This is a genomic window from Corynebacterium atrinae, assembly GCF_030408455.1.
GTDB classification, from domain to species: Bacteria; Actinomycetota; Actinomycetes; order Mycobacteriales; family Mycobacteriaceae; genus Corynebacterium; species Corynebacterium atrinae.
Map to the genome: position 1 here is coordinate 503,054 of NZ_CP046977.1, position 25,584 is coordinate 528,637.

Here is a 25,584-nt window from a genome sequence, read left to right on the forward strand (position 1 = left end):
CCCTTGAAGTTTTGGCGATACAGTCAATCCACCAGGATACCTGTTTGGTAGCCGATACGTGTCACCTGCCCAGCTAGGTGCCCATGGGGACCCCACTTTCCAATAACCCATGAAGCACACCTGATGGCGGGGAATGCCGCGTTCCTTAACCAAGTGTCGGCGCAGGGACGTCACCACGCCGGACTCGCCGGCGATCCAGTAGTAGATGCCCTCGCCGGGCTGCTTATCGACGTCCACGGGCTCACCCGCTGCGGAAAACGTCGGGGTCTCCCACGTCACCTCGTCCGAATCGCCGCTGTCCAGCGCGATGTGCAGGTGGCGGGTTAAGGGTGCGCCGAACGGCTCCTCGTTGCGGTCGAGCCAGGTCACGCGGATACCGGGCGGGGCCTGGAGTGGGAGGTGGTCCTCTGCGGCCGGTACTTCGAGGAGGACTTCGCCGCGGGCACCATCTGGCAGGTCCTCGAGGATGCGGGCGACCGCGGGGACGGCCGTCTCATCACCGATGAGGCGTAGCTCGGTGGCGTTGCCGGGGAAAAACTCGATGCCGCCGCCGTACTCGCTTTCGGGCCCGGGGCCGATGACGATGAGTTCGTCGCCGATCTCGGCGTTGGCGGCCCACGTTGCGGCGGGGCCGGACTCGCCCTCCTTGAGGTGGAGGACGACGTCGACAGTGAGCAGGTCATCCTGGAGTTCCCGCACGGAGTAGGTGCGGATGTGGCCGCGCTCGTCCTCGGGGAGACCGCGCCAGTAGTCGAACCAGGTGCCGTCGGTGGGCAGCGTTGGCAGGTGGCCGGTAGCGGTGGGGATGATGAACTTGATGCGCTGGTCCAGGATGGGGCCGTTGATGGTGAAGTCGTGGAGCGTAGCGCCTTCCAAGACCAGGCGCAGGAAGGTGGGGCTGAGACGCTCGAGAGCATGGACGCGGACGGCAAAGGGCAGGAAGCTCATGGGATTTACCTCAGGATGTGGTGGCGGCCGATGGGCATGACCATGGGGCGGGAAGACACGGGATCGGGCATGACGTGGGAATCGAGGGCGAAGACCTTTTTCACCGTCTCTGCGGTGACGACCTCCTCGGGGGTACCCGAGGCGATGATCGCCCCGTCTCGCATGGCGATGAGGTGATCGCAGTAGCGGGCCGCGAGGTTAAGGTCGTGCAACACCATGACGATGGTGGTGCCGCGGTGGGCGTTGAGGTCGAGCAACAAGTCGAGGATGTCGAGTTGGTTGGCGACGTCGAGGTAGGTGGTGGGTTCGTCGAGAAGCAAAATGTCGGTGTCCTGGGCCAGCGCCATGGCAACCCACACCCGCTGGCGCTGGCCGCCGGATAGCTCATCGACGCTGCGCTCGGCGAGATCGCTCAAGCCCGTGGCGGAGAGGGCCTCGGCGACGACCTCATAATCCTTGGTGCTCCAGCGGCCGAACAACCCCTGGTGCGGGGTGCGGCCACGGCCGACGAGATCGGCGACGGTGATGCCGTCGGGCGCGGTGGGGGTCTGCGGAAGCAGACCCAGAATGCGGGCCAGCTCGCGGGTGGGGATGGTGCTGATCGGGGCGGCGTCGATAAGCACCTGCCCTGACTCGGGGCTGAGCAGGCGGGACAGCGCACGCAGAAGGGTGGACTTTCCACAGCCGTTCGGGCCGTGATCGCGGTGACCGCGCCGGGGGCGATGTCCACGTTGAGGTCTGCGGCGACCTAGCGGGTGCCGTAGCCCAGGGTGAGATCCCGGGCGGACATGGAGTGGGATGCGGTCATGAGGCACCTCCGGTGCGCTGGGAACGAATGAGCAGGACGATGAGGTACGGCGCGCCGAGGATGCCGGTGATGACGCCAACCGGGTAACGGGTACCCAAGGCGAACTGGCCCAGCAGGTCCGCCCCGAGGACGAGCAGCGCGCCAACGAGCGCGGCAGCCGCGACGGGGGAGGAACCCGATCGTGTCAGGCGCATGGCAATGGGGCCCGACATGAACGCGACGAACGCGATCGGGCCGCACGCGGCGGTAGCGACGGCGATGAGGGCGACGGCGGCGACGATGATGGTGATGCGGGTGGCCTTCACCGGGATACCCAGCGCAGACGCTAGGTCATCGCCCATGCGCATGACGGAGAGGCGGTGGCTGAGCACCACAATGAGGGGGATCATCAGCCCGGCAGTGATTGCCACCGGCACCACCCACGTCCAACTGGCGGCGTTGAAGGAACCGGTGAGCCAGCGCGTGGCCGTGGGCAGATCCCACGCCGCGGCGCGGGAGAGCGTGTACGTGACCACCGATTGGAGCAGGGCCGCGATGCCAATGCCGATGAGGATAAGCCGGGTGCCCGCGAAGCCGCCGCGCAGTGACAGGGCATAGATGAGACCGGCCACCAGCAGGGACGCCACGAGTGCCAGGAGGGAAACCGTCGCCTGGCTGAGGTGGAAGAAGACAATGCCCACGACACCCGCCGCGCCCGCCCCGGACGAGATACCGATGATGTCCGGGGAAGCGAGCTGATTGCGCAACATTGTTTGGAACACCACGCCGGAGACTCCGAAGGACGCGCCCGCGACGACGGCGAGCGCAGTGCGGGGCAGTCGCAGTTCGCCAACGGTGTAGGACGCGCCGGGCACGCGCTCGCCGAGGATGACGGCGATGACATCGCCTGGGGGATAGAAGGTCTCACCGACCATGAGGGCGGTGGCGACGAGGCACGCGAGGATGAGGCTGAGAACGCTAATGGTGAGGAGGTGGGAGCGTCGGTGGGCGGCGCGGCTAGCGCGAACGGCAGTGGTCATAGTTCGCGGGCCTTCGTTCGGCGGACGATCCAGATGAACAATGGAGCGCCAATGATGGGGGTGAGCACCGCCACCGCAACCTCACTGGGGCGGTTGACCACCCGGCCGAGGGTATCTGCGCCGACGAGCAGGATCGCGCCCGCCAACGCCGTGATTGGCATGAGCCAGCGGTGATCGGTACCCACGAGCAGCCGGCACAGGTGCGGGATGATGAGCCCGACGAAGCCGATGGGCCCGGCCAAGGCGGTGGACACTCCGCAGAGGGTGACGGCTCCCACGGTGGAAACTAGGCGCGTGGTTCCTGTGCGGGCGCCGAGGCCGGTGGCGATGTCATCGCCGAGCGCGAGGGCGTTGAGGCCCGTCGCGCTGCCCCAACACAACAGAACACCGACGATGAGGAAGGGAGCGGCCAGGGCCATCTGCTCGAGGTCTGCGCCACCGACGTTTCCGATCTGCCAAAACCGGAACTGGTTTATCACGTCCACGCGGGGGAGGAGGATGGCGCTGACCAGTGAGCTGGCGGCGGCAGCCGTCGCGGCACCCGCGAGGGCGAGCGTGAGCGGCGTGGCCCCGGCCCCTCCGAGCGATCCCACGGTGTAGACGAAGATGGCGGCGACGGCGGAGCCGATGATGGCGACGAAGAATGTTGCTATCTGGTTGCTCAGCCCGAAAAACGCGATGCCGATGACCACGGCCAGCGCCGCGCCAGCGAGGACGCCGAAGATGCCGGGGTCGGCGAGGGGGTTGCGCGTGATGGCCTGCATGGTGGTGCCCGATACCGCCAATGCGGCCCCGATGATCATCGCGAGGATGGTACGCGGAATCCTCTGGTACGCGGCTGCTTGATCGACGGTGTCGGTGTGGCCCTGGAGAGCGGCCCAGACATCGGCGAAGGAAATATCGCGCATGCCGAAGGCCACCGAGGCCACACCCATCGCGCACAGTCCGAGGACGAGCGCGAGGGTGAAGAGGAGGCGGCGCGGGTGTGAACGGTCCAAGGGTTTACTTCAGGGTGTCGTTGAGCAGCGAGAAGTAGTCCTGGATGCCCCACGGGATGGACAGCGGTGAAGGGTTCGCGGAGGCCGCGAGGGGGCCGTTGCCCAGGAATGCGACATGGCCATCGCGGATCGCGGGGATGCGGCCGAGTAGGGGATGGGCCTGTAGCTCGGCCAGGGTCTTGGCGTTCTCCGCCGGATCATCGGAGCCGTAGGAGATGATGAGGGTGACGTCATTGAAGGCTTCGACATCCTCGGCGGAGCGCTCGATCCAGAAGCTCTCGGCCTGCCCGCTTTCGTCCTGGACTACCTGGGGCACGCCGATTCCGGCGTCGGCGAGGAAGCCCGCGCGCGGGTCCTTGGTGCCGTAGAAACCGATTTTCGAGTAGTCATTCTGGCCACCGAACGCGGTGAACAGGACCTTCGCCTCCTTGAGGTCGGGGAACTGTTTGAGGGTATCGGCGACCTCGGTATCCAGGGTGGTGTTGAGCTCTGTGCCCTGATCTTCCATGCCGAGGCCGGCGGCGTCGAGAGTGATCATCTCTCCCAGTGAGGTGCCCCACGGGATGCCCGGGTAGGCGACGACGGGGGCGATCTTGGACAGTTTGTCGTAATCATCTTGGGTGATGCCGGAGTACGCGGCAAGGATGACGTCGGGCTGAGTGTCGGCGATCTGCTCGAAGGGAATGGAATCGGTCTCGTCGAACAGCACCGGCGTGTCGCCGCCCAGTTCCTCGAGCTTCTCCTCGACCCAGGGGAGGATACCGTCTCCGTCATCGTCGCCGAAGGTGGCCTTGGACATGCCGACGGGGACCACATCGAGCGACAGGGGTACCTCGTTGTTGGCCCAGCCCACCGTGGCCAAGCGCTGCGGCTGGGAATCGATGGTGGTGGAGCCGAAGGCGTGGTCCACGGTGACGGGGAACTCACCCGAGGTGGCGGTGGTCTTGGCGTCGGCATTCTCCGAGGAGGAGGTGGACTCCGACGCGGAGCCGCATGCTGCCAGAGTGAGGGCAGAGGCGACGATGATGACTGGAATGGCTGCGCGCACGGCGCCCCTTTCATAGCGGGGATAGGTAAGGCTAGGCAAAGATAGTATGACCTTACCTAGTTTTGGAAGATTTCAAGAACGGGTATGGTGACGCCCCGTGCATGTGACCCGCCAGCCCATTCCCCGGCAAACCGAGATATCCGAACCCCGCCGCATCATCGTCATGATTGCTTTGGCCCTCGGCGGCTTCGCCATCGGCACCTCGGAGTTCGTCTCCATGGGCCTGCTGCCGCTCATCGCCGCAGACTTCGGCATCGCCGAGAACCAAGCCGGGCACATCATCTCTGCCTACGCCCTCGGCGTGGTCGTCGGCGCCCCGCTTATCACCGCGGTGACGGGATACATTCCTCGCCGCCGCCTGCTGCTCATCCTCATGGCGGCCTTTACCCTCGGCCATGTCCTCGCGGCGGTCTCTGATAGTTACGGCACCCTGCTGGCCGCCCGCTTTATCGCGGGCCTGCCGCACGGCGCGTACTTCTCCGTGGCGGCCCTCTCAGCGGCGTCGATGGCGCCCGCCGGTCAGCGGGGCCGCGCCATCGCCTTCGTCGGCATGGGCCTGTCGGTGGCCACCGTGGCCGGTGTTCCCGCCGCCCAGGCCCTCGGGCAGGCCTTCGGCTGGGCCAGCGCCTACGTCCTCGTGGCCGTCCTCGCGGCCATGACCGTCACCGCCCTGTGGTTCCTCATGCCGCACATGACCCAGATGCCCACCACCTCCGTTCGTACTGAACTGGGCGCGCTGAGCCGCAGCCAAGTGTGGCTCACCCTGGCGATGGGCACCGTCGGCTTTGGCGGCATGTTCGCCGTCTACACCTACATCTCCTGGACTATGACCGAGCGCGCCGGGATGGACGTGTCCTGGATGTGGTTGGTGCTCATGGCCTACGGCGTGGGCAGCGTGGCCGGAAACTGGTTCGGCGGTCGCCTGGCCGATCGCAACCTCGACCGAGGCATCCTCTTCGCCCTCGTCATGATCGGCGTCATCCTGCTCATCTTCTCCTGGGCCTCCGCATGGATCGTGCCCGGGACCCTCGCCTTCAACTTCGTCGGCTTCTTCGGCGCCAGCCTCGTTCCCAGCCTGCAGCTGCGCCTTATGGACGTCGCCGGGGACGCTCAAACGCTGGCCGCCTCGCTTAACCACTCGGCGCTCAACCTGGCCAACGCCTTCGGTGCCGCCCTCGGCGGAGCGGTCATCGCGGCTGGTTGGGGCTACTCCGCGCCCGCCATCGCCGGTGCTGTCCTCGCAGTGCTGGCCATCCTCATCTGGATCCCTGCGACCCGCCTGAGGCGTCCCGACTAAGGTGATCGGAATGAGCCTGACCATCACCTCCGTCAATGTCAATGGCATCCGCGCCGCCGTCAAACAACGCAACGAGGACAACCCAGGCATGCACGCCTGGCTCAACCAGACGCGGTCCGAGGTCGTCCTGCTCCAGGAGGTGCGCGCCACCGTCGAGGAGACGATCGCCGCCTTGCAGCCGGCGCTGGACTCCGGCTGGCACTACGTGGGCGCGCCTGCCGCGGCGAAGGGCCGCGCGGGCGTCGGAATCCTTTCTCGCTCCCCGCTTATCGACGTCCGCGTGGGTTTCGGTTCCTTCCCCGATTCCGGCCGGTGGATCGAAGGAACCTACGAAGGCGTGCGCGTCGCATCCTTGTACCTGCCGTCCGGCTCGGCTGGCACCGCGAAGCAGGACGAGAAGTACTCCTTCCTCGATGAGTTCACCGGCATCCTCGATGCCCGTGCGGAGGAATTCGGCGACATGGTCATCGGCGGTGATTGGAACATCTGCCACCGCCGCGAGGACCTGAAAAATTGGAAGACCAACCAGAAGAAGTCCGGCTTCCTCCCCGACGAGCGCGCCTTCATGGACTCCGTGTTCGGCGCCTTCCCGGAAGAGACCAGCCAGGAAAAGCCCGGCCTGGGCGAGTACTTCGGCGTGGTTGATTATCCCGGCCGCACCGTCCGCACCGCCGCCGCGCAGCCGCAGTGGTTCGACGTGGCGCGCCGCCTCCAGCCGGAAGGCGACGGCCCCTACACGTGGTGGACTTTCCGCGGGCAGGCCTTTAACAACGACGCTGGTTGGCGCATCGACTACCAAGCCGCCACCAAGTCCATGCTGGAGCGTGCCGAGCATTCCTGGGTCGACCGCGCTCCGTCCGTGGAAACTCGCTGGTCCGACCACTCGCCGCTGAACGTCACCTACCGCTAATGGATGCCCTGGACACCGCGCAGCTGCTGACCACGCTCTTCATCATCGGCATCACCGCCGAAGCGATCACCGCAGCACTCGCGGCTGGTCGGCAGCGCATGGACCTCTTCGGAGTCATCGCGCTCGCGGGCCTCACGGCCCTCGGCGGCGGCACGATGCGCGATGTCCTCCTCGACCACTACCCCCTGGCGTGGGTCGCGGAGCCGCGCTACCTCATCATCGTGGTCGCCGCCGCCTTGACCACGGTCGCGCTGTCCTTCATCATGCATTACTTCCGCAAGCTGTTCCTGCTTGCCGACGCCGTCGGCCTCGCCGCCTTCTCCGTCATCGGCACCCAGGTCGCACTGGAGATGGGACATGGCTTCGTCATCGCCTGCGTCGCCGCCGTGGTCAACGGTGTTTCCGGCGGTGTGCTGCGTGACCTCATGTCCGACCGGGTGCCCCTGGTGTTTTCCAAGGAGCTCTACGCCTCTATCTCCATCCTGGCCACGATCACCTACGTCAGCCTGCTGGAGCTGGGCCTGGGGGAGAACTGGGTCATCGTGATCACCTTGGTCACCGCCTTCGCCGTGCGCGTGCTCGCCATGTACCGCGGCTGGAGCCTGCCCGTCTTTGACTACCAAGGCAAAGACCAACCCATCGACCCGCGCCTGCGCAGCTCCTACCGCTACATGCGCCGCGGTATCCGTCGCGTCTCTTTCGATATCTCCCGCTACTCCCTCCTCGAGCGGAAGAAGCGGCCCGAGGGGGAGAAGAAGCAGAAATGGAAGCGGAGAGATGACCCAGATCAGACAGCCGGTTGATAGAATGACCCCGACATTGCCTTAAATCACAACAACAGAAGTGGAATCCGCTCATGCGCGCACTCATCTCGCTCGTCCTCGGTGCTGTCCTCCTCGTGGGCGGCTATTTCTGGGCCGCCAGCCTCGGCCACTCCGTCATGACCATGGTCGCCGCCATCGTCATGGGCCTCGGCGGCGCCTTGATCGTCACCGCTATCGCCATGGGCCTGGACAACTTCAGCCCCACCTCCCGCAAACTGGGCAAGTAGTACCACTCCATTCTTGGGGGACTAGACTTGTTCCCCATGAGTGAGCAGACTTCGACCGATACTCGCCAGCGCGTCCTCTCCGGTATTCAGCCGACGGCAGATTCCTATCACCTGGGCAATTACCTCGGAGCACTCAAGCAGTGGATCGATCTGCAAGATAAATACGAGGCGTTCTACTTCATTCCCGATTTGCACGCCATCACGGTCCAGCAGGATCCCTCGGAGCTGCGCGCCCGCACCGTCGCCGGTGCCGCGCAGCTTATCGCTCTGGGCATCGACCCGGCGAAGTCTTCCCTCTTCGTCCAATCCCACGTGCCACAGCACGCCGAGCTGAACTGGGTGCTCAGCTGCATCACCGGTTTCGGTGAGGCCGGCCGCATGACCCAATTCAAGGACAAGTCCGCCAAGCAGGGCCAGGACCGCACGACGGTCGGCCTGTTTACCTACCCGGTCCTCATGGCTGCGGATATTTTGCTTTACCGCCCGCAGCTGGTCCCGGTGGGCGAAGACCAGCGCCAGCACCTCGAGCTCACCCGCACCCTCGCGGAGCGGTTCAATTCCCGTTACGGCGAAACCTTCGTCGTGCCCGAGGGTTTCATTCCCCAGGGTGCGGCCAAGATTTTCGATCTGCAGAACCCCACCGCCAAGATGTCCAAGTCGGCCGATAACCCCAAGGGTTGCATCAACTTGCTCGATGACCCGAAGGTGTCCATCAAGCGCATCAAGTCGGCCGTCACGGACAACGACGGGGTCATCGCCTTCGACAAGGACAACAAGCCGGGCGTGTCCAACCTCCTGGTCATTCAGTCGGCCCTGACTTCTACCCCCATCGACGACCTCGTCGCTGGCTACGAGGGCCAGGGATACGGCGCGTTGAAGACCGACACCGCTGAGGCGTTAGAAGCATTCACCACGCCGCTCAAGGCGCGATACGACGAGCTCATGGGCGATCCTGGCGAGCTCGAGCGCATCCTCGCCGCCGGTGCCGAGCGCGCCCGCGAAGTCTCCGAGCCGCTGCTCGAGGAGGTTTACTCCAAGGTTGGGTTCCTCGCCCCGCGCCGCTAGTTCTTCTTAAAATGTGCGGCTGGCCACATCACTACCTAACGTTGATGTATCAGTACTGATTTATTCGGGAAGGAAACCCAGTGGCCACCAGCACTCAGCCAGATGAGCGTTACACGGACGAATTCGGGATCGAGCGGGCGCATCAGGACGAGCCGGGTGCCGTGGACAAGGTACGCCGCAAGTCTCCGCTGGTAGACCACGCCATGCGCATGCAGGAGCGCTACGGCACTGCGGGCGGAAACCAGTACTCCGCGGGTATCACCTACTTCTCCGTGGTCTCGATTTTCCCCATCCTCATGCTCGCGATGGCCGCCGCAGCCAGTGTCTTGGCCAACAACGAACAGCTGCTCGTGGACCTGGAGAATCGCATCGCGGAATCAGTCAGCGGCGAATTGGGCACGCTGCTCAACGATATCCTCGCCACCGCTATTGATCAGCGCGGCGCAGTCGCCGGCATTGGTGCCCTGACCGCCCTATGGTCCGGCCTCGGCTGGATGAACAATCTCCGCTATGGCGTGTCAAAAATGTGGAAGCTTGACCCCACCGACACGGGCGGCTTCCTCAAAGGAAAAATCAGCGACCTGCTGGGCCTGGTGGGCCTCATGCTCGCCTTCGGAATCGCCTTCGGCATCACCGCCGTCGGCAGCTCCGGCCTCACGGAATCCCTCCTTGACCTCGTCGGGCTCGGGGGAGTCCCCGGCATCCGCTACATCACCCTCATCGTGGCGATCCTCGTCGGCATCCTGGCCAACTTCCTCGTCATGGCTTGGATGGTCTTTTACCTGCCGCGCACAACGGTGCCACGTCGCTCTGGGCTCCAGGCAGCCTTCATCGGGGCCATTGCCTTCGAAGTGATCAAACAGCTCGGCTCCCTGTTCGCCTCTAATGCCCTCTCCAACCCCGCCGGTGCGACCTTCGGCCCCATCATCGGCCTCATGGTCATCCTCTACCTCGTATGGCGCCTGGTCATGTATATCTCCGCGTGGGCCGCCACCTCGGAGGAATCCCTGAAGCTGGCCCAGGTTCCCGCTCCGGAGCCCGCCATCATCCGTGTGCGCCAAGAGATCAATCACGGGCCCGGCACGGGAACTAGCTTCGGCGTGGGCGCAGCCCTCGGGGCAGTAGGTGCGGGCCTCATTGCGATTCTGACCCGCAAGTAGCATCCGCTGGGATCTCAGCGTTTTTCATCACCGAATGATCGACTCATAAGAGTGGATAGCCCCGAGATGGCTGGCCCTAAGCTGACCCAGGTTAAAAGGATTGGGCTCAACATCGCAGTCGGTCCGATTGGCACACTGGCGACGAAAGTACCGATCGCTATCAACGTGCTCACCATCGTCATCCCGATGTGGAATGACGTTGATAGATGAGACAGAGCCAGGGTCCAGAATATGGCTTGAAAGGAACCAAGGCAGATTCCAAACGTGATGAGAAGTGCCGGTTCGGACAGGGAATCCACATCGAGGAATTGGGCCGACAGCAAGAGGGAGAAGCTGGCAACGAAGATCAGGGACTCAATCAGCGGTATCCGGCGGTAATAGTCTCGGTGATACATCTCGTTGCTCGAATCTTCAGAATCAAGTCACAATGTGATGATGAAAAGCGACAGTCATACTGCACCGTAGCAGTTGTTTTGCCGGAAAACCGGATGGGAAAAAGTGGCTAAAAGCTTCAACGGTTCCGTCGCGTGATGGCAACGGCCAGGGCCACTAAGACACTTACCGTGAGCACCGCGATGATGCCCGGGATTACATTCTGGGGCTGGGCTGGCTCCTGGGCGTGGACGCCGGGTTCTTTCACCGCATCCCCCGGTAGGTTCGCTGCAGGGGTGGGTGTGGCGGATGATCCCTCGGTGGCTACTGGTTCCAGCAGCCCGACACCGTCACCGTCCGGGATCTCATAAGCGGCGTTGAGGAGCAGGCGGGCCTGCTCCCACGGCCGGGCGCGGTCGGTCGTGGTGTCGAGGATGACGGCGAACAGCCGACGGTCATTTCGGTCCATCGCGCCGACGAAGGTGTGGTTGGCGTCGTCCGTGTAGCCCGTCTTGCCGCCGATGCCGTCCGGGTCGTTGAGGAACAGGCCGTTGTCGTTCCACACCTCGTAGCCGGGGCGATCGTCGTAACCGGGGAAGGGGACGTGGTCGGTGTCGATGATTCGCCTGAATTCCGGCCGCGAGTAGGCCTCCCGGTAGATCAGCCCCATGTCGTAGGCGGAGGTGGCCAGGCCGGGGGCGTCGAGGCCGGAATAGCTGGCGGCGACAGTGTCGGTGGTGCCGAGCTCGCGGGCGAGTTCGTTGATGTCGGCGAGGACTTGGTCGTCCCCGCCCAGTTCCTGGGCGAGCGCATGCGCGGCGTCGTTACCGGAGACAAGAAGCAGACCGTGGAGCAATTGGTCAACGGTGTAGTGCCCGCCGGCGCCGATGCCGACGGCGGAGCCGATCTGCCCGGCGGACTCCTCGCTGACGGTGACCTCCTGGTTCGGGTCGAGGCGGTCAATGGCAAGCAGGGCTAGCAATACTTTGATGATGCTGGCTGGGCGGTAGCGACCGTGGGGATCTTTCGCCGCGATGATCTCGCCGGTGTCCATGTCGGCGATGAGCCACGCGCTGGCCAGCACTTCCTCGGGGACCTCGAATCCGGCCGGGGCCGTGACACCACAGTTCCCCGCCACGGACACAGGCAGCGGGGTGGGGGTCTCGGAGGTGGCGCGTGCTGGCGGTGGGACGAGCTGGTTCGGGCAGGTGTCGGTGTTGGGTGCGTGTTCCCGACTCGTCGTGGGCACTGGTTCTTCCGAAGCCCCGATAGCGGGGACGCCGAGCGCGAGGACGGCAACGGCGGTGAGGCTCATCAGGGCGGCTTTCATGGCCAGCTCATTCTAAGCCCGCCCCTTCGCGCGATCCGGCGTGCGACTCTCATTTAACGCACCGGGAAATAGGGGAACGATCAGGGCGTTCCCGGATGTCACAGTGGGGTAGCAGTGACTTAGTGTGGAGCTAACATCCCGTTTCCGGCGAAAGGCTTCCCCATCATGTCCGCTCAGCAGATCAACATTTACGACCTGTTTTCTCTCGATCGTTCACTTCCCGGTGAAGCCATCTCGGTGGAAATCGCCCGCCAAGACCACCAGTTGGAAAGCGCGGGGGTTGCTGAGACAGATGAACGTCGTCGGCGCCTCGTCATCGCCTTCGGCATTTTTAGCGACGACAACCGTCGCAGGATCTACGACGAGGCTCTCATCGTCGGACGAGAGTTGTCCTGGGATGATCTGGAGTCGCTCGCGGAGTTCGGTGAGCTGCCGGAAACACCCTCGGCCGCCGCCTCGACGCCGGACTACGGGTACCCCTTCGCTTATCCCACGTCGCCGACTGTAGAGCCGCCGACCGCGATGCCATATGTCGCTCCCTTCGCAGCCTCGCCAAACCTGGGGGCTATTGAAGGGGTAGCTGTTGATCGTCCGACCGCCGGCAAGCGCCTATTGCTGTTTATTTGCGACCTGGTTGTCGCGGGCATCACCTCCTCCATCATCTTCGGAGCTTTCAGAGTCGATGAGTATTCCTTCTTCGGCTACCTCTTCGGCGGTATCGCCATGATTGCCTACTTCATCGGATTCGAAGTATGGATGGGAGGAACTCCCGCCAAGCAATTGGCTGGTTACCAGATCCGCGACATTGCTACGGGCCAGAAGCCGAGCATCGAGCAGGCGGCCAAGCGCAATTGGTGGCGGCTGGTGAGTCTGGTGCCCATCTTGGGTAGCTTGGTTTCCTTCGTGGCACTCATCATTCTCGGTAGCTCCATCAATGCCGGAAGTGGATACCTCGGTGCCCATGATCGTTGGGCAGGGTTGGAAGTGGTGAAGAAGAACGGCCGGTAGCCTGGTGGGCATGCACGAGGAACTCACCATCCAAGAAATTGTCACCTCTTTGCCCAAGGTGGTTATCCACGACCACCTAGAGGGCGGCCCCGGCATCGATGTTGCCACCCTGCAGACCCCCACCGCACTGCGCGAAGCCGTCGAACAAGCTGTCCGCGATTTGGCCGCCGACAACGTCGTTTACGCCGAGTTGCGGATCTCCCCGGAGCTTTACACCGCGGGTGGACTCACCCTTAGCGAGGCCGTGGACTGCGCAGTCGGCGGACTCGACGCCGCCGAGGGTATCGACGTCCGCCTCGTCCTCACCGCTCAGCGTTCTGGTAGCTCGCTTGCCGACGTCGCCGCCCTCACCGTCGCCCGGCATGGCGCGGTTGTCGTCGGAATGGATGTGGCTGGGCCCGAGGAAGGCTATCCCCTGGCGGGGGAAGCCGAGTCTTTCGCGCTGTTGCGCGAGAACTACGTCCCGTTTTCCGTTCACGTCGGCCTCGACGCAGGCGTTGAGTCCATCGCGGAGGCCATCCAATTGGGGGCGACGCGCCTGGGGCACGCGACCCGCATTGTTGATGATTTTGGAGTCGATCTAGAAGGGATCGTCCCTGGCAAGGTCTCCTCCTGGGTACGCGATCGTCACATCCCCTTAGAGATCGCCCCCACCCTGGAGGTTCAGCTGGGCGCGGCGGATTCCCTCGGAGATCATCCGCTCACCTTGCTCCAGCAGTTGGGCTTTACCTGCACCGTCAACCCGGGCATTCGCTCGGCCACCGGCATGAGTGACCAATTCCTCGCCTTGGCAGAGACCTTCGGATACGGCGTCGAGGAGTTCTTCGACCTCACCGTTAACGCAGTCCAGGCGTCTTATCTCACTGAGGTCGAGCGCCAAGACCTACTAGAGCGGATCATCCTCCCGGCATACGAGGCCCTGGACATGCAGGCAGGACTCGACGAATTCGACGCGACCGACTTCGCCTAGGTCCTTCGCTTAGAACTTAGAGAAGCGTTTGAGCAGCATCTCCTCCAGCTCCTTCCATCCGGCCGCGTGGTCGGAGTAGGGCTTGGAGGGGACGTAGCCAGAGGCCTCGGTCGAGCCGATCATGTAGGAGATGTAGTCCTGCATGCGGGGGTTGGCTAGGAAGAAGGAGTTGAGGGAGTCATCGGCTGCCCAGTCGGCGGCGTCGGCGAAGAGTTCGTAGCCACGGGCCATCTGATCGGTGTCGACGGCCTCCGGGCCCTTCTCCATGTCGGCGACGAGACCGGAGTAGGAGTACGAGTTGTCCTTGTGGACCATGACGTCAAGTTCGCCGGCGTTGGCAGAGACCATGAGGTCCTCCCAGGTGGCCGTGCGGGCTAGGTCGTGGTCATCGTTCTCCACCATCCAGCGCACGAGGTGCTTGCTGCTGGGGAAGGTGAAGATCTCTCCGTACTTGCCCAAAAACAGCGGGGCGCCATCGACGTAGGTGCGCAAGGAGTACACCGACTTGCCCTGCATGGTGATCTTGATCGGATCGATGCCGGCCGCCGCCCACGGGGTGGAGTCATAGGGATCGGCCTGGTTCGCGGCTTCCTTTTCGGCGAGTTCCTGGCGCTCGCGGGCTTCGGTGGCGGCGGCCACGGCGGCGTCGATACGCAGGGAGGCATCCTGGGATGCCTCCGCATCGACCTCGACGAGGCGGACCTGCGGGTCGAGTGAGTGGACGACCTTTTCCCAGTTGCTTAAGACGGCGCGGCCGACGGCCGTCCACTCGCCGAGGCCGTGCTCGCCGGCGTAGTGCTCGGAGCCGCGGGCGACATTGCCCAGGATCGAGTGGGAGGCGAAGAACAACACGGCGTCGCTGGCGGCGGTCACCTCGGCGAGGCTGCGGGTGACGGCGAACACGCGGGCCAGGGAGGCGACGTTCTCGTGGGAGGGACGGCCGGCGAGGTACTCCGGGGCGCCGATAATGTCGATGTCATCGCGCTTGCCCGGCACGACGCGGTCGGCGTTGCTTGCCTCGAAAGCGCGCCACTTGGGGTGAGAGGAGAGGTCGTGCTTGGTGCCCTTTTCCAAGAACACGAGCAAGTCGGCGGGGGATGCGAAACCGAGGACGTGCTCGTCATCGCCGAGGAACGCCTGCCATTCCGCACCATGCTCTTTCCACGTGGGGGCCCACAGGGTGTAAAAGTCCCCTTCGGTGAGGGAGAGTTTGACGGGAACAATTGCGCGGTTGCTCATGGGGCAAAATCCTACCCAATGGGGCCTGCGGTTATCCGGTCGGCCGCCAGAATCCCTTGAACGGCATTCCGATGTTGGTGGTGCGGACCGGGTTGGTTTGGACTGGGTCCCCCGCCTCAATCATCTGCCCGTTTCCCGCATACATGGCCACGTGCCCGTCCCATACCGCTAGATCCCCCGGCTGCAGTTGCTCGGCGGAGACCTGGCGTCCCACAGTTTGGTGCTCGGCCAACCGGGGAAGCTCGACCCCGGCTTGGCGCCACGCCCATTGGGTGAGGCCGCTGCAGTCGAAGCCAGCCGTGCTCGTGCCACCCCACACATAGGGGGTGCCCAGCGCGGACATCGCGGCGGAAACGGCCGCCTCACCGCTGCCGCTGCTGGGGGCCACGGTGGTCTCCTCGAAGGAGGCGGCCGTGAACTCGCCGACGTGGGAGGTGGTAGCGATTCGATCGAGGTCAACGGCCAGCGGGTCCAGCGAGGTCAACAGCCCTTCGGAGCGGGCGAGTGCGGCGCCGATGAAACTCTGGGCGAGCTGCTCCAACTGCGTGAAGGTGGCCGCCCGGACGCCGGGGACAGGTGAGAGCAGGCCCGGCAACAGGGGCAAGGCCTGGTGCCCCAAATCCAAGGCGAGGGAGACGAGGTCGCCGCGAGTGCCCTCGATGAGGCCGCGGGCGGTGGCAGCAATCGTGTCGATCAACTCCCGATCTGCGCCCACCCCGGCAGCTGCCTCCATGAGGCGGAGCCCGCCCGGGGCCTCGTTGGCCAGCATCTGGGCTAGGGGCGCTGCCGGGGCAAAATCGGGCAATCGTTCCAGAGTCAACGGAGATAGGGCGGAAGGTTCGAGTTCTGCGATGCGGCTGAGCGCCGTGATGATCTCTCTCACGGCGTCAACCTCCGGGCCAAGTCGGCATCGGTGTCCACGGCGGCGCCAATAGCCTGGGAGGCAGCATCCGCCAACCGATGTGCTTGCTCATGCACAAGGCGAGTCTGCGTATCGACGCCCCCGAGGGCGCGCGATAGCGCCCCCGTAAAGCGGTCGAGCGCGGGGGAGGGGTCTTCCACCGGCAGGGTGGGAGTATGGGGGCGGGCCGCAGCGGCATCAAAAAGCTCGGTGGTGAGCCGGCGGGCGTGGTCGGGATCAAAGTCGAAAGCTCTCATGCACCATTGGACCGGAAAAACCGCTTCGCGGTTCCCTGCCGAAGGGGTTTAGCATGGTGGTCATGGATATCACCGTGGTTGATCACCCGCTTGCCGCTTCCCGCCTGACTATCATGCGCGATGAGCGCAGTGACAACGCCGCCTTCCGCGCCGCCCTCGCTGATCTGGGCACCATGCTCGTATACGAAGCTTCCCGCGATCTGCCCGTGGAGCGCTTCGACTGTAAAACCCCCGTTGCTATCGCCGAGGGCATTCGCCTGGAGGACCCGCCCATCATCGTCCCCGTCATCCGTGCCGGGCTCGGCATGGTTGACCCCGCCTTGTCCATGATCCCGGACGCGCAGGTCGGGTTCATCGGCCTGGCTCGCGACGAGAAGACTCACGAGCCGGTGCCGTACCTGGAGGCCCTGCCCCACGACCTGAGCGGGCGGACGGTCTTCGTCGTCGACCCGATGCTGGCCACGGGTGGTTCTCTCCTACATGCCATTCGGCTGCTCGCGGCCCGTGGCGCCACCGACATCACCGCCATCTGCATGGTCTCCGCGCAACCGGGCGTGGATGCCTTGGCCAACTCCGGGCTGCCGGTGCGCCTGGTCACCGCCTGCATTGATCCGGAGCTCAACGAAGACGCCTACATCGTGCCGGGGCTCGGTGATGCTGGTGATCGCCTGTACGGGCCGCGCAACATCGACATTTAAGATCATGCCCACTGTAGTGGGCGGTTAGTTCCCACTTTGGTGGGCACCGTGGAGGCATGAGCCCGGAGCCGACATGGAAACCGTGGCCGAGCTACGGTCACCGGCTCGGCCAGAACCTGCGTGACCTTCGGCGTCTCCGGGGGCTCACGCAGGAACGGCTAGGGGATTTGGCTGGCCTGGCGCGCAACACCATTTCCAACATCGAGCGCAACGAGAACAACAACGGCCAGGCCGCCGACCCGCAGCTGTCCACGCTCTACCGTCTGGCAAAAGTCCTCGACGTCCCGCCGTCCGTTCTCCTTCCTGCCGGTGATCAGCGAGTGGACGCCATTTGCCCGGATGTTTCGCTCAACATCTCGATTGTTTGGCCACGAGTTGAGCGTGACACTCTTCCTTTCAGCGCGGCGTACCTTCAGCTGGCCAAGCCGGGTGACCCGCCGGAGTATGCCGTGGCCACGCCTCGCGAGGACCCGGGGATCGATGAGGCAGATGGCGGGGAGCTTCCACCCGGCGAGTAGACTCAGCGGCGATGTAATTGGGTTGGTGAAAGGACCGCTGCCGTGGAGGGAATTGCCGCACGTGTCGACGAGTGGTTGCGCACCAACCACGACCATGTGATTGGCTGGCGCCGTCATATCCACGCGCACCCAGAGCTTTCGCACATGGAGTACGCGACGACCGATTTCATCGAAGCCCGCCTGCGCGAGCACGGACTCGATCCCGTCCGTTTCCCCGGCACGGGCCTCATGGTTGACCTGGGCCCGGACACCCCGGACAGGTTGGCGTTTCGGGCGGACATCGATGCGCTTCCCGTCAGCGAAGTTGCTGACCTGAGTTTTAGCTCCGAGGAGCCCGGCGTCGCGCACGCTTGCGGCCACGACATCCACACAACAATCTGCCTCGGAGTGGCCTGTGCCTTGGCCGAGAACCAGCACCTGCTTACCCACGGGATCCGCGTCATCTTCCAACCCTGCGAAGAAGTCATGGATGGTGGTGCTCCGGAAGTCATCGCCTGGGGTGGCCTCGACGGCGTGGGGTCGATTTATGCGCTGCACGTCGAACCGAAGCTGAGCGTCGGCAAGATCGGTGTGCGCACGGGAGCGATCACCTCCGCTGCGGACGTGCTCAAGATCAACGTCTTTGGGCCGGGCGGACATACCTCGCGGCCGCACCTGACCGCTGATGTGGTCTATGCGTTGGGCAAACTGGTCACCGACTTGCCTGGGTTGTTGTCCCGGCGCATCGACCCGCGCACCGGCACGGTCCTGGTCTTCGGCAGCATCAACGCCGGTTACGCCGCCAACGCCATTCCGGAACACGGCAGCCTCACTGGCACGGTCCGCACTGCCAGCATTTCTACCTGGCGGGACATCGATGTTTTGCTGGAAGAACTCATCGCGCAGGTGCTCGCGCCTACCGGTTGCACCCACGAGCTCACCTACCAGCGCGGCGTGCCACCGGTGCTCAATGATGACGTGGCTACGGCCTTGCTTGCCGACGCCGCCCGCACCGTCGACCCGCAGTCCGTCGTCCAAGCCCCGCAGTCCTCGGGCGGGGAGGACTTTTCCTGGTACCTCGAGCACGTGCCCGGATCCATGGCCCGCCTGGGTTGTGGATCGGGTTCCGGCCGGTCCTACGACTTGCACCAGGGCGACATCATTTTCGACGAACGTTCCATCGATGTGGGCATCCGCCTCTTCGCCTCGATCATGGAGCAGTTCGGGCGTAGTCCCGCCCGCATAGGCCAAGCTGACGGCTTTCTGTCCTAGCGGCTAGACTCGAATGCCGGAGAACCAGCAATCGAGTAGGAGACCTCTGTGAACAAACGGATCGTCATCATTGGCGGCGGGCCTGCCGGCTACGAAGCAGCACTAGCCGGAGCCAAATACGGGGCCGAGGTCACTCTCGTTGAGGATCAAGGCATGGGCGGTTCTTCAGTTCTGCTTGATTGCGTTCCCTCTAAGTCCTTCATCGCTGGTACCGGCATCAAAACTGACTTGCGCCGCGCCGATGACATGGGCCTCAATAGCCTCCTCGGCCGTGCCCGCATCCACCTCGGAGCGCTGAACAAGCGCGTGCAGGTCCTCGCTCAAGAGCAGTCCGACGACGTGCGGGTCCAACTCGATCGCGCCGGAGTGCGCATCATCAACGGTCGCGCCCGCTTCTCTGATGCCCAGGACGAGCACCTCTTCCACTCCGTCGTGGCCACCCACGCCGATGGCACCGAGGAAGTGCTGGAGTCCGAGCTCGTGCTCCTCGCCACCGGTGCTACTCCCCGCATTCTGCCCGGCGCGGAGCCCGACGGCGAGCGCATTTTGACGTGGCAGCAGGTCTACGACCTCACTGAAACCCCGGAGCACCTCATCGTCGTGGGCTCCGGTGTCACCGGCGCGGAGTTCGTCTCGGCCTTCGCAGAGTTGGGCGTCAAGGTCACTATGGTGGCCTCCCGCGACCGCATCCTGCCCCACGATGATGCCGATGCCGCGGACGTCCTTGAGCACGTTTTGTCCCAGCGCGGAGTGTCGTTGGAAAAGCATGCCCGCGTGGAATCGGTCACTCGCACTAAGGATGGCGGCGTGTGCGTGCGGACCACCGATGGCCGCGAGATCTTCGGTTCCCACGCCCTGATGTCCATCGGTTCCGTTCCGGCAACTAAGGACCTCGGGCTGGACGCCGTGGGCGTCGAGCTGACCCCGTCCGGCCACATCCACGTCGACCGGGTCTCCCGCACCAACGTCACCGGCATCTACGCCGCGGGTGACTGCACTGACCTGTTCCCGCTGGCCTCGGTCGCCGCGATGCAGGGCCGGATGGCCGTCTACCACGCGCTCGGCGAGGGCGTGACCCCCATCCGGTTGAAGACGGTGGCTACCGCCGTGTTTACCCGCCCGGAGATCGCTGCCGTTGGCATTACCCACGCACAGATCGAGGCGGGCGAGGTATCGGCGCGGGCGGTCGTTTTGCCGCTGCAGTCGAACCCGCGCGCCAAGATGCGTTCGCTCAAGCACGGCTTTGTCAAGCTCTTCTGCCGCCGGAACTCCGGTCTTGTCATCGGTGGCGTCATCGTCGCGCCGACGGCGTCGGAACTCATCCTGCCCATCGCGGTGGCGGTGTCGAACAACCTCACCGTCAAGCAGCTGGCGGAATCCTTCGCCGTGTACCCCTCGCTGTCCGGCTCCATCACTGAGGCCGCGCGCCGCCTCGTGGCGCACGACGATCTGGAGTAATCAGAGGGTTACGTAGGACTCATCCAGGGTGGCGTCGAGGTCGACGGCCACCCTTCGTCCTGCCTGGGGGAAGGCGCGCTGGGGGCAGCGCTCACGGGGGCACGCCCGGCAACCCGGCCCGATGGGGGTAGCCGAGGCCGGATTGAGGTCGAGGCCGTTGGCGTAGACGAGCCGTTGGGCCTGTTCCAAGTCGCAGCCCAAGCCCACGGTGAATTCCTTGCGGGGCTGGCCAAAACCGCGCAACTGCCCGGCGACGGTGCGGGCGATCCACAAATAGCTGCGCCCATCCGGCATGCCCGCGACCTGGCGGGTCACTCGCCCCGGTGTTTCGAAGGCGCGGTGGATGACCCACAGTGGGCAGGAACCGCCGGTGCGGGAGAAGTGGAAGCCTGTTGCGGATTGGCGCTTGGAAATATTGCCCGCCCGGTCGGTGCGGACGAAGAAGAAGGGGACGCCGCGCGCGCCGGGGCGCTGCAGGGTGGATAGGCGATGGCAGGTCGTTTCGAAGCCGGTACCAAAGTGGTCGGCGAGGCGGTCGATGTCGTAGCGGGTGGCTTCGGCCTGCTCCAACATGGCCCCGTAGGGCATGACGACGGACGCGGCGAAGTACTGGCCGAGGGCCAGGACCGCGATGGCGCGGGACTCTTCGGTGGGGAGGGGGGACGCGAGGTCGTCGAGAAGCGAGACGTGGGCGAGGAGACCGTATTGGAGGGCCAACTCGAAGGTGAGCTGGGCCTCGGAGAGGCCGGTGCGCAGGTGGAGCTCGCGGGTGTCGGGGTGGAAGATGCGGCGCGGGCCGGAGGTGATCTTGCGGAAACGCACCGTGACGCCGAGGTCCCGGTCGAGAGCCGTGGCCAGCCGGGTGACGCGCAGCTGAGGTTCACCGAGGCGGCTGGCCAGTTCCTCGCCGAGCCGGTCGAGGCTGTCGATGTAGTTGCGGGCCTCGTAGAAGAAATCGCGGACCAGGCTGTAGGGGCCTTTTTCCACTTCGGGGGGCTCGCGGTCGGCGATTTCTAAGATCTCGGCGACGAGGTCGGGATAACGGGCGGCGAGGTCGGCGAGCTGGTCGTCGGGGGTGGTGGGGAAGGCGTCGCGGAGCTCGGAAACCGTGCGGGCCTCGTGATCGGGGGAGAAGAACGCGGGGTCGACGTCGAAGTGCTGGGACAGGGCCATGAGCACCGTGACGGTGAGTGGGCGCTGATCGTTTTCCAGCTGGTTGAGGTAGCTGGTGGAGAGGTTGAGGCGTTTGGCCATCTCTTGTTGAGTAAGTTTGCGCCCCCGCCGGAGGTTGCGGATACGTGCCCCCGCAAAGTGTTTTGCCATTGGTGTACTTCCTGCCCGGAATCTGCTGTGGCCTGCCGTTTCCACAAGTTTTGCAAAAAAGGCCACAAAGTGCCACTCTGTTACACATACTTCGCTGTGACTACTGACACAAGATTCGCCGTACTGTGAGGACTAACTCAACAAGACTTCGTGAAGGAGTAGATCAATCACATGATCAACCACACCGTTCGCACCTACCGCTCCGCCGAGGATTTCCCCCACGAGGAGCACCTGGCCTACAAGATCGCCCGCGTCGCCGCCGACCCCGTTGAGGTCCCGGAAGACACCAAGGAAATGATCATCAACCGGATCATCGACAACGCTTCCGTCCAGGCAGCCTCCGTCATCCGTCGCCCCGTCACCTCCGCCCGCGCGATGGCCGCCGCCCGCCCCGTCACCGACGGCCGCGGCGCCTCCGTCTTCGGCCTCCCGGGCAAGTACGCCGCTGAGTGGGCCGCCCTGGCCAACGGCACCGCCGTCCGCGAGCTCGACTTCCACGACACCTTCCTCGCCGCCGAGTACTCCCACCCGGGCGACAACATCCCGCCGATCCTCGCCGCTGCCCAGCAGGCTGGCAAGGGCGGCCGCGAGCTCATCCGTGGCCTGGCCACCGGCTACGAAATCCAGGTCGACCTCGTGCGCGGCATCTGCCTCCACGAGCACAAGATCGACCACGTTGCCCACCTCGGCCCCTCGGCCGCAGCCGGCATCGGCACCCTCCTCGACCTCGATGTCGAGACCATCTACCAGGCCATCGGCCAGGCTCTGCACACCACCACCGCCACCCGCCAGTCCCGCAAGGGCGAGATCTCTTCCTGGAAGGCCTTCGCCCCGGCCTTTGCCGGAAAGATGGCGATCGAGGCCGTCGACCGTGCGATGCGCGGCGAGGGTGCCCCGTCCCCGATCTGGGAAGGCGAAGACGGCGTCATCGCCTGGCTGCTGTCCGGCCCGGGCCACGAGTACATCGTTCCGCTGCCCGGCGAGGGTGAGGCCAAGCGCGGCATCCTGGACACCTACACCAAGGAGCACTCCGCGGAGTACCAATCCCAGGCCCCGATCGACCTGGCCCGCCGCATGGGCGAGAAGCTCCTCGCCGAGGGCAAGGACCTGCGCGACGTCGAGTCCATCGTCCTGCACACCTCGCACCACACTCACTACGTGATCGGCACCGGCTCCAACGACCCGCAGAAGTTTGATCCGCAGGCCTCCCGCGAGACCCTCGACCACTCCATCATGTACATCTTCGCCGTGGCACTCGAGGACCGCGCGTGGCACCACGAGCGTTCCTACGCCCCGGAGCGCGCCAACCGCCCCGAGACCATCGAGCTGTGGCAGAAGATCTCCACCGTCGAGGATCCGGAGTGGACCCGCCGCTACCACTCCACCGACCCGAACGAGAAGGCCTTCGGCGCCCGCGCCGTTATCACCTTCACCGACGGCACCGTGGTGGAGGACGAGCTGGCCGTGGCCGACGCTCACCCGCTCGGCGCCCGCCCGTTCGCCCGCGAGCAGTACATCGAGAAGTTCCGCATCCTCGCCGACGGCGTCGTCGCCCCGGCCGAGCAGGACCGCTTCCTCGCTGCTGCCGAGAACACCGAAAACCTCACCGACCTGGCTGAGCTGAACATCGAACTCGATGCTGACGTCCTGGCCAAGGCCCCGACTCTGGGCAAGGGACTGTTCTGATATGAGTGGACTTTTCTCCTCCACGGTAACCCCGACGCAGCGTCGTCAAGCGTTCCGTGACGGACTGGCCTCCGACAAGATCCAGCGCCTCCCCGGCGCGTTCTCCCCGCTGGTCGCCCGCGCGATCCAAGAAGCCGGCTTTGAAGGCGTCTACGTCTCCGGCGCCGTCGTCGCCGCCGACTTGGCCCTGCCGGACATCGGCCTGACCACCCTCACCGAGGTCGCCGGCCGCTCCCAGCAGATCGCCCGCGTCACCGACCTCCCGGTGCTTGTCGACGCCGACACCGGCTTCGGAGAGCCCATGTCTGCCGCCCGCACGGTCGCCGCCCTCGAAGACGCCGGCCTCGCCGGCTGCCACCTTGAGGACCAGGTCAACCCGAAACGCTGCGGCCACCTCGACGGCAAGGAGGTCGTGCCCACGGACCTCATGCTGCGGCGCATCGGCGCCGCGGTCAAGGAGCGCCGCGATGACACCTTCGTCATCTGCGCCCGCACCGACGCCGCCGGGGTCGAGGGCATCGACTCCGCCATCGAGCGCGCCAAGGCTTACGCCGACGCCGGTGCCGACCTCATCTTCACCGAGGCCCTGCATACCCCGGAAGAATTCGCGAAGTTCCGCGCCGCCGTCGACGTGCCGCTGCTGGCCAACATGACCGAGTTCGGTAAGTCCGAGCTTCTCTCCGCCCAGCAGCTCGAGGATCTCGGTTACAACGCCGTCATCTACCCGGTGACCACCCTGCGCATCGCCATGGGGCAGGTCGAGTCGGCCCTCGCGGATATCGCTGAGACTGGCACGCAAACCGAGTGGCTCGATCGTATGCAGCATCGCTCTCGCCTCTACGAGCTCCTGCGCTACTCGGAGTACAACGACTTCGATCAGCAGGTGTTCACCTACTCGGTCGACAGCTACCAGCCCGCCTTCACCCAGCCTTAAAACTTCACTCCTTCGAAAGGGGATGAGCAACATGTCCGAGAACAACAATCCCGATGTCCGCAAGGGTCTTTACGGCGTCATCGCCGACTACACCGCCGTGTCCAAGGTCATGCCGGAGACTAACTCTCTGACCTACCGCGGCTACGCCGTGCAGGACCTGGTGGAGCACTGCTCCTTCGAGGAGGTCTTCTACCTCCTGTGGAACGGTGAACTCCCGAACGAAGAGCAGCTCAACGAATTTATGGAGCGCGGCCGTTCCTACCGCTGCCTCGACGCGGGCCTGATCGCTCTCATCCACTCGCTGCCCAAAGACTGCCACCCGATGGACGTCATGCGCACCGCCGTGTCCTACATGGGCACCAAGGACAACGAGCACTTCACCCCCGACGTCGATCACATCACCCACGTCGGCCACAACCTCCTCGCCCAGCTGCCGATGGTGCTGGCCATGGACATCCGTCGCCGTGAAGGCAAGGACATCATCGCTCCGGACTCCAACAAGTCCGTCGCGGAGAACCTCCTGGCGATGGTCTTTGGCACCGGCCCGGATTCTCCGGCCTCGAACCCGGATGACGTGCGTGACTTTGAGAAGTCCCTCATTCTCTACGCCGAGCACTCCTTCAACGCCTCGACCTTCACCGCGCGCGTGATCACCTCCACCCGCTCGGACGTGTACTCGGCCATCACCGGTGCCATCGGCGCCCTCAAGGGCCCGCTGCACGGTGGCGCCAACGAGTTCGTCATGCACACCATGCTCCAGATTGAGGATCCGGCTAAGGCGACCGAGTGGGTCAACAACGCGCTGGACAACAAGGACCTCATCATGGGCTTCGGTCACCGCGTGTACAAGAAGGGTGACTCCCGCGTCCCGAGCATGGAGAAGTCCTTCCGCGAGCTCGCCGCCCGCCATGACGGCGCCAAGTGGGTCGAGATGTACGAGAACATGGCTGCAGCCATGGACGCGCGCACCGGCATCAAGCCGAACCTCGACTTCCCGGCTGGTCCGGCCTACTACCTGCTCGGCTTCCCGGTCGACTTCTTCACCCCGTTGTTCGTCGTCGCCCGTATCGCGGGCTGGACTGCGCACATCGTGGAGCAGTTCGAGGGAAACTCGCTGATCCGCCCGCTGTCTGAGTACGTCGGCCCGGAGCAACGCGAAGTTACCCCCATCGCGGACCGTTAATTTTCACCGCCTGACCTGCATCGAGCAAGATCCCACGGCCAAATATCCCGGTCTCCAAGACGGGGACTGGTCGTGGGATTATGCTTTTATGGTCAGACCACTGAACTTAAGCGGGCTACCCCCGTTTTATCTATTGGTGCTCACCCGAATCA

Annotated in this window: 24 protein-coding genes and 2 pseudogenes; 16 read left to right on the top strand and 10 right to left on the bottom strand. The window is 64.7% G+C overall.

Going from position 1 to position 25,584, the window contains the following annotated elements; all coding sequences use genetic code 11:
• Positions 1–105 precede the first annotated feature (105 nt).
• The 5 genes and pseudogenes from CATRI_RS02565 to CATRI_RS02585 all read right to left on the bottom strand — a co-directional run.
• Positions 106–948 (bottom strand): annotated as a pseudogene (locus CATRI_RS02565) (siderophore-interacting protein); the annotation flags it as partial.
• Positions 949–953: 5 nt separating this feature from the next.
• Positions 954–1,756, bottom strand: a pseudogene (locus tag CATRI_RS02570) (ABC transporter ATP-binding protein).
• The gene (locus CATRI_RS02575; RefSeq protein ID WP_290219422.1) at positions 1,753–2,775 is read right to left on the bottom strand and encodes a FecCD family ABC transporter permease; all 1,023 of its coding nucleotides are present in this window, start codon (positions 2,773–2,775) and stop codon (positions 1,753–1,755) included. The pseudogene CATRI_RS02570 and the gene CATRI_RS02575 overlap by 4 nt, the downstream one beginning before the upstream one ends.
• A complete protein-coding gene (locus CATRI_RS02580; protein WP_290220925.1) occupies positions 2,772–3,710 on the bottom strand; it encodes a FecCD family ABC transporter permease in 939 nt (312 codons plus the stop codon). The genes CATRI_RS02575 and CATRI_RS02580 overlap by 4 nt, the downstream gene beginning before the upstream one ends.
• A 67-nt stretch (positions 3,711–3,777) precedes the next feature.
• A complete protein-coding gene (locus CATRI_RS02585) occupies positions 3,778–4,821 on the bottom strand; it encodes an iron-siderophore ABC transporter substrate-binding protein (protein ID WP_290219424.1) in 1,044 nt (347 codons plus the stop codon).
• 97 nt (positions 4,822–4,918) lie between these two features.
• Between CATRI_RS02585 and CATRI_RS02590 the strand changes: the two genes are divergently transcribed.
• The 7 genes from CATRI_RS02590 (at position 4,919) to CATRI_RS02620 (ending at position 10,514) form a co-directional block, all read left to right on the top strand.
• Positions 4,919–6,118, top strand: coding sequence for an MFS transporter (locus CATRI_RS02590; RefSeq protein WP_290219426.1), 1,200 nt, complete (start codon positions 4,919–4,921; stop codon positions 6,116–6,118).
• A 10-nt stretch (positions 6,119–6,128) separates the two neighbouring features.
• On the top strand, positions 6,129–7,028 hold the full coding sequence (locus CATRI_RS02595; protein WP_290219428.1) for an exodeoxyribonuclease III: 900 nt from the start codon (positions 6,129–6,131) through the stop codon (positions 7,026–7,028).
• A complete protein-coding gene (locus tag CATRI_RS02600; protein ID WP_290219430.1) occupies positions 7,028–7,831 on the top strand; it encodes a trimeric intracellular cation channel family protein in 804 nt (267 codons plus the stop codon). The genes CATRI_RS02595 and CATRI_RS02600 overlap by 1 nt, the downstream gene beginning before the upstream one ends.
• Positions 7,832–7,884: 53 nt before the next feature.
• Positions 7,885–8,079 (top strand): hypothetical protein, encoded by a 195-nt coding sequence (locus CATRI_RS02605; protein ID WP_290219432.1) that lies wholly within the window; start codon positions 7,885–7,887, stop codon positions 8,077–8,079.
• A 36-nt stretch (positions 8,080–8,115) separates the two neighbouring features.
• Positions 8,116–9,144 carry a tryptophan--tRNA ligase gene (gene trpS, locus CATRI_RS02610; RefSeq protein WP_290219434.1) on the top strand — a complete coding sequence of 343 codons (1,029 nt, stop codon included), beginning with the start codon at positions 8,116–8,118 and terminating at the stop codon, positions 9,142–9,144.
• An 80-nt stretch (positions 9,145–9,224) separates the two neighbouring features.
• Positions 9,225–10,304, top strand: coding sequence for a YhjD/YihY/BrkB family envelope integrity protein (locus CATRI_RS02615; RefSeq protein ID WP_290219436.1), 1,080 nt, complete (start codon positions 9,225–9,227; stop codon positions 10,302–10,304).
• 51 nt (positions 10,305–10,355) lie between these two features.
• Complete coding sequence (locus CATRI_RS02620) at positions 10,356–10,514, top strand: hypothetical protein (RefSeq protein ID WP_290219438.1); 159 nt, start codon at positions 10,356–10,358, stop codon at positions 10,512–10,514.
• 301 nt (positions 10,515–10,815) lie between these two features.
• Here CATRI_RS02620 and CATRI_RS02625 read toward each other — a convergent pair whose 3' ends face one another.
• Complete coding sequence (locus tag CATRI_RS02625; protein WP_290219440.1) at positions 10,816–12,006, bottom strand: D-alanyl-D-alanine carboxypeptidase family protein; 1,191 nt, start codon at positions 12,004–12,006, stop codon at positions 10,816–10,818.
• Between the two features lie 165 nt (positions 12,007–12,171).
• Here CATRI_RS02625 and CATRI_RS02630 point away from each other — a divergent pair, with 165 nt between their 5' ends.
• Together CATRI_RS02630 and CATRI_RS02635 are read left to right on the top strand one after the other, a co-directional pair.
• Positions 12,172–13,014: an RDD family protein gene (locus tag CATRI_RS02630; RefSeq protein ID WP_290219442.1), complete on the top strand. Its 843-nt coding sequence runs from the start codon at positions 12,172–12,174 to the stop codon at positions 13,012–13,014.
• A gap of 10 nt (positions 13,015–13,024) precedes the next feature.
• Entirely contained in the window at positions 13,025–13,984 is a 960-nt protein-coding gene (locus CATRI_RS02635; protein ID WP_290219443.1) for an adenosine deaminase family protein, read from the top strand.
• A 9-nt stretch (positions 13,985–13,993) separates the two neighbouring features.
• Here the strand turns inward: CATRI_RS02635 and CATRI_RS02640 are convergent, their stop codons facing one another.
• Genes CATRI_RS02640 through CATRI_RS02650 form a run of 3 tightly spaced genes read right to left on the bottom strand, consistent with a single transcriptional unit; the run spans position 13,994 to position 16,381 of the window.
• Positions 13,994–15,223: a SatS C-terminal domain-containing protein gene (locus CATRI_RS02640; RefSeq protein ID WP_290219444.1), complete on the bottom strand. Its 1,230-nt coding sequence runs from the start codon at positions 15,221–15,223 to the stop codon at positions 13,994–13,996.
• Between the two features lie 31 nt (positions 15,224–15,254).
• Complete coding sequence (locus CATRI_RS02645) at positions 15,255–16,106, bottom strand: C40 family peptidase (RefSeq protein WP_290219445.1); 852 nt, start codon at positions 16,104–16,106, stop codon at positions 15,255–15,257.
• A complete protein-coding gene (locus CATRI_RS02650; RefSeq protein WP_290219446.1) occupies positions 16,103–16,381 on the bottom strand; it encodes a hypothetical protein in 279 nt (92 codons plus the stop codon). The genes CATRI_RS02645 and CATRI_RS02650 overlap by 4 nt, the downstream gene beginning before the upstream one ends.
• Positions 16,382–16,443: 62 nt before the next feature.
• Between CATRI_RS02650 and upp the strand changes: the two genes are divergently transcribed.
• Genes upp through CATRI_RS02670 form a run of 4 tightly spaced genes read left to right on the top strand, consistent with a single transcriptional unit; the run spans position 16,444 to position 20,306 of the window.
• Positions 16,444–17,079, top strand: a complete 636-nt coding sequence (upp, locus tag CATRI_RS02655; RefSeq protein ID WP_290219448.1) for a uracil phosphoribosyltransferase — start codon at positions 16,444–16,446, stop codon at positions 17,077–17,079.
• A gap of 56 nt (positions 17,080–17,135) precedes the next feature.
• Entirely contained in the window at positions 17,136–17,597 is a 462-nt protein-coding gene (locus CATRI_RS02660) for a helix-turn-helix domain-containing protein (protein WP_290219450.1), read from the top strand.
• A gap of 42 nt (positions 17,598–17,639) precedes the next feature.
• The gene (locus tag CATRI_RS02665) at positions 17,640–18,848 is read left to right on the top strand and encodes a M20 family metallopeptidase (RefSeq protein WP_290219452.1); all 1,209 of its coding nucleotides are present in this window, start codon (positions 17,640–17,642) and stop codon (positions 18,846–18,848) included.
• A gap of 48 nt (positions 18,849–18,896) precedes the next feature.
• Positions 18,897–20,306: an NAD(P)H-quinone dehydrogenase gene (locus tag CATRI_RS02670; protein WP_290219454.1), complete on the top strand. Its 1,410-nt coding sequence runs from the start codon at positions 18,897–18,899 to the stop codon at positions 20,304–20,306.
• On the opposite strand, the gene CATRI_RS02675 is transcribed toward CATRI_RS02670, so the two are convergent.
• Positions 20,307–21,629: a short-chain fatty acyl-CoA regulator family protein gene (locus tag CATRI_RS02675; RefSeq protein WP_290219456.1), complete on the bottom strand. Its 1,323-nt coding sequence runs from the start codon at positions 21,627–21,629 to the stop codon at positions 20,307–20,309.
• Between the two features lie 171 nt (positions 21,630–21,800).
• On the opposite strand from CATRI_RS02675, the gene prpD reads away from it, so the two are divergent.
• Genes prpD through CATRI_RS02690 form a run of 3 tightly spaced genes read left to right on the top strand, consistent with a single transcriptional unit; the run spans position 21,801 to position 25,432 of the window.
• Entirely contained in the window at positions 21,801–23,315 is a 1,515-nt protein-coding gene (prpD, locus tag CATRI_RS02680; protein WP_290219458.1) for a 2-methylcitrate dehydratase PrpD, read from the top strand.
• Between the two features lies 1 nt (position 23,316).
• Positions 23,317–24,249, top strand: coding sequence for a methylisocitrate lyase (prpB, locus tag CATRI_RS02685; protein WP_290219460.1), 933 nt, complete (start codon positions 23,317–23,319; stop codon positions 24,247–24,249).
• 31 nt (positions 24,250–24,280) lie between these two features.
• Positions 24,281–25,432 carry a bifunctional 2-methylcitrate synthase/citrate synthase gene (locus CATRI_RS02690; protein ID WP_290219462.1) on the top strand — a complete coding sequence of 384 codons (1,152 nt, stop codon included), beginning with the start codon at positions 24,281–24,283 and terminating at the stop codon, positions 25,430–25,432.
• Positions 25,433–25,584: the final 152 nt, after the last annotated feature.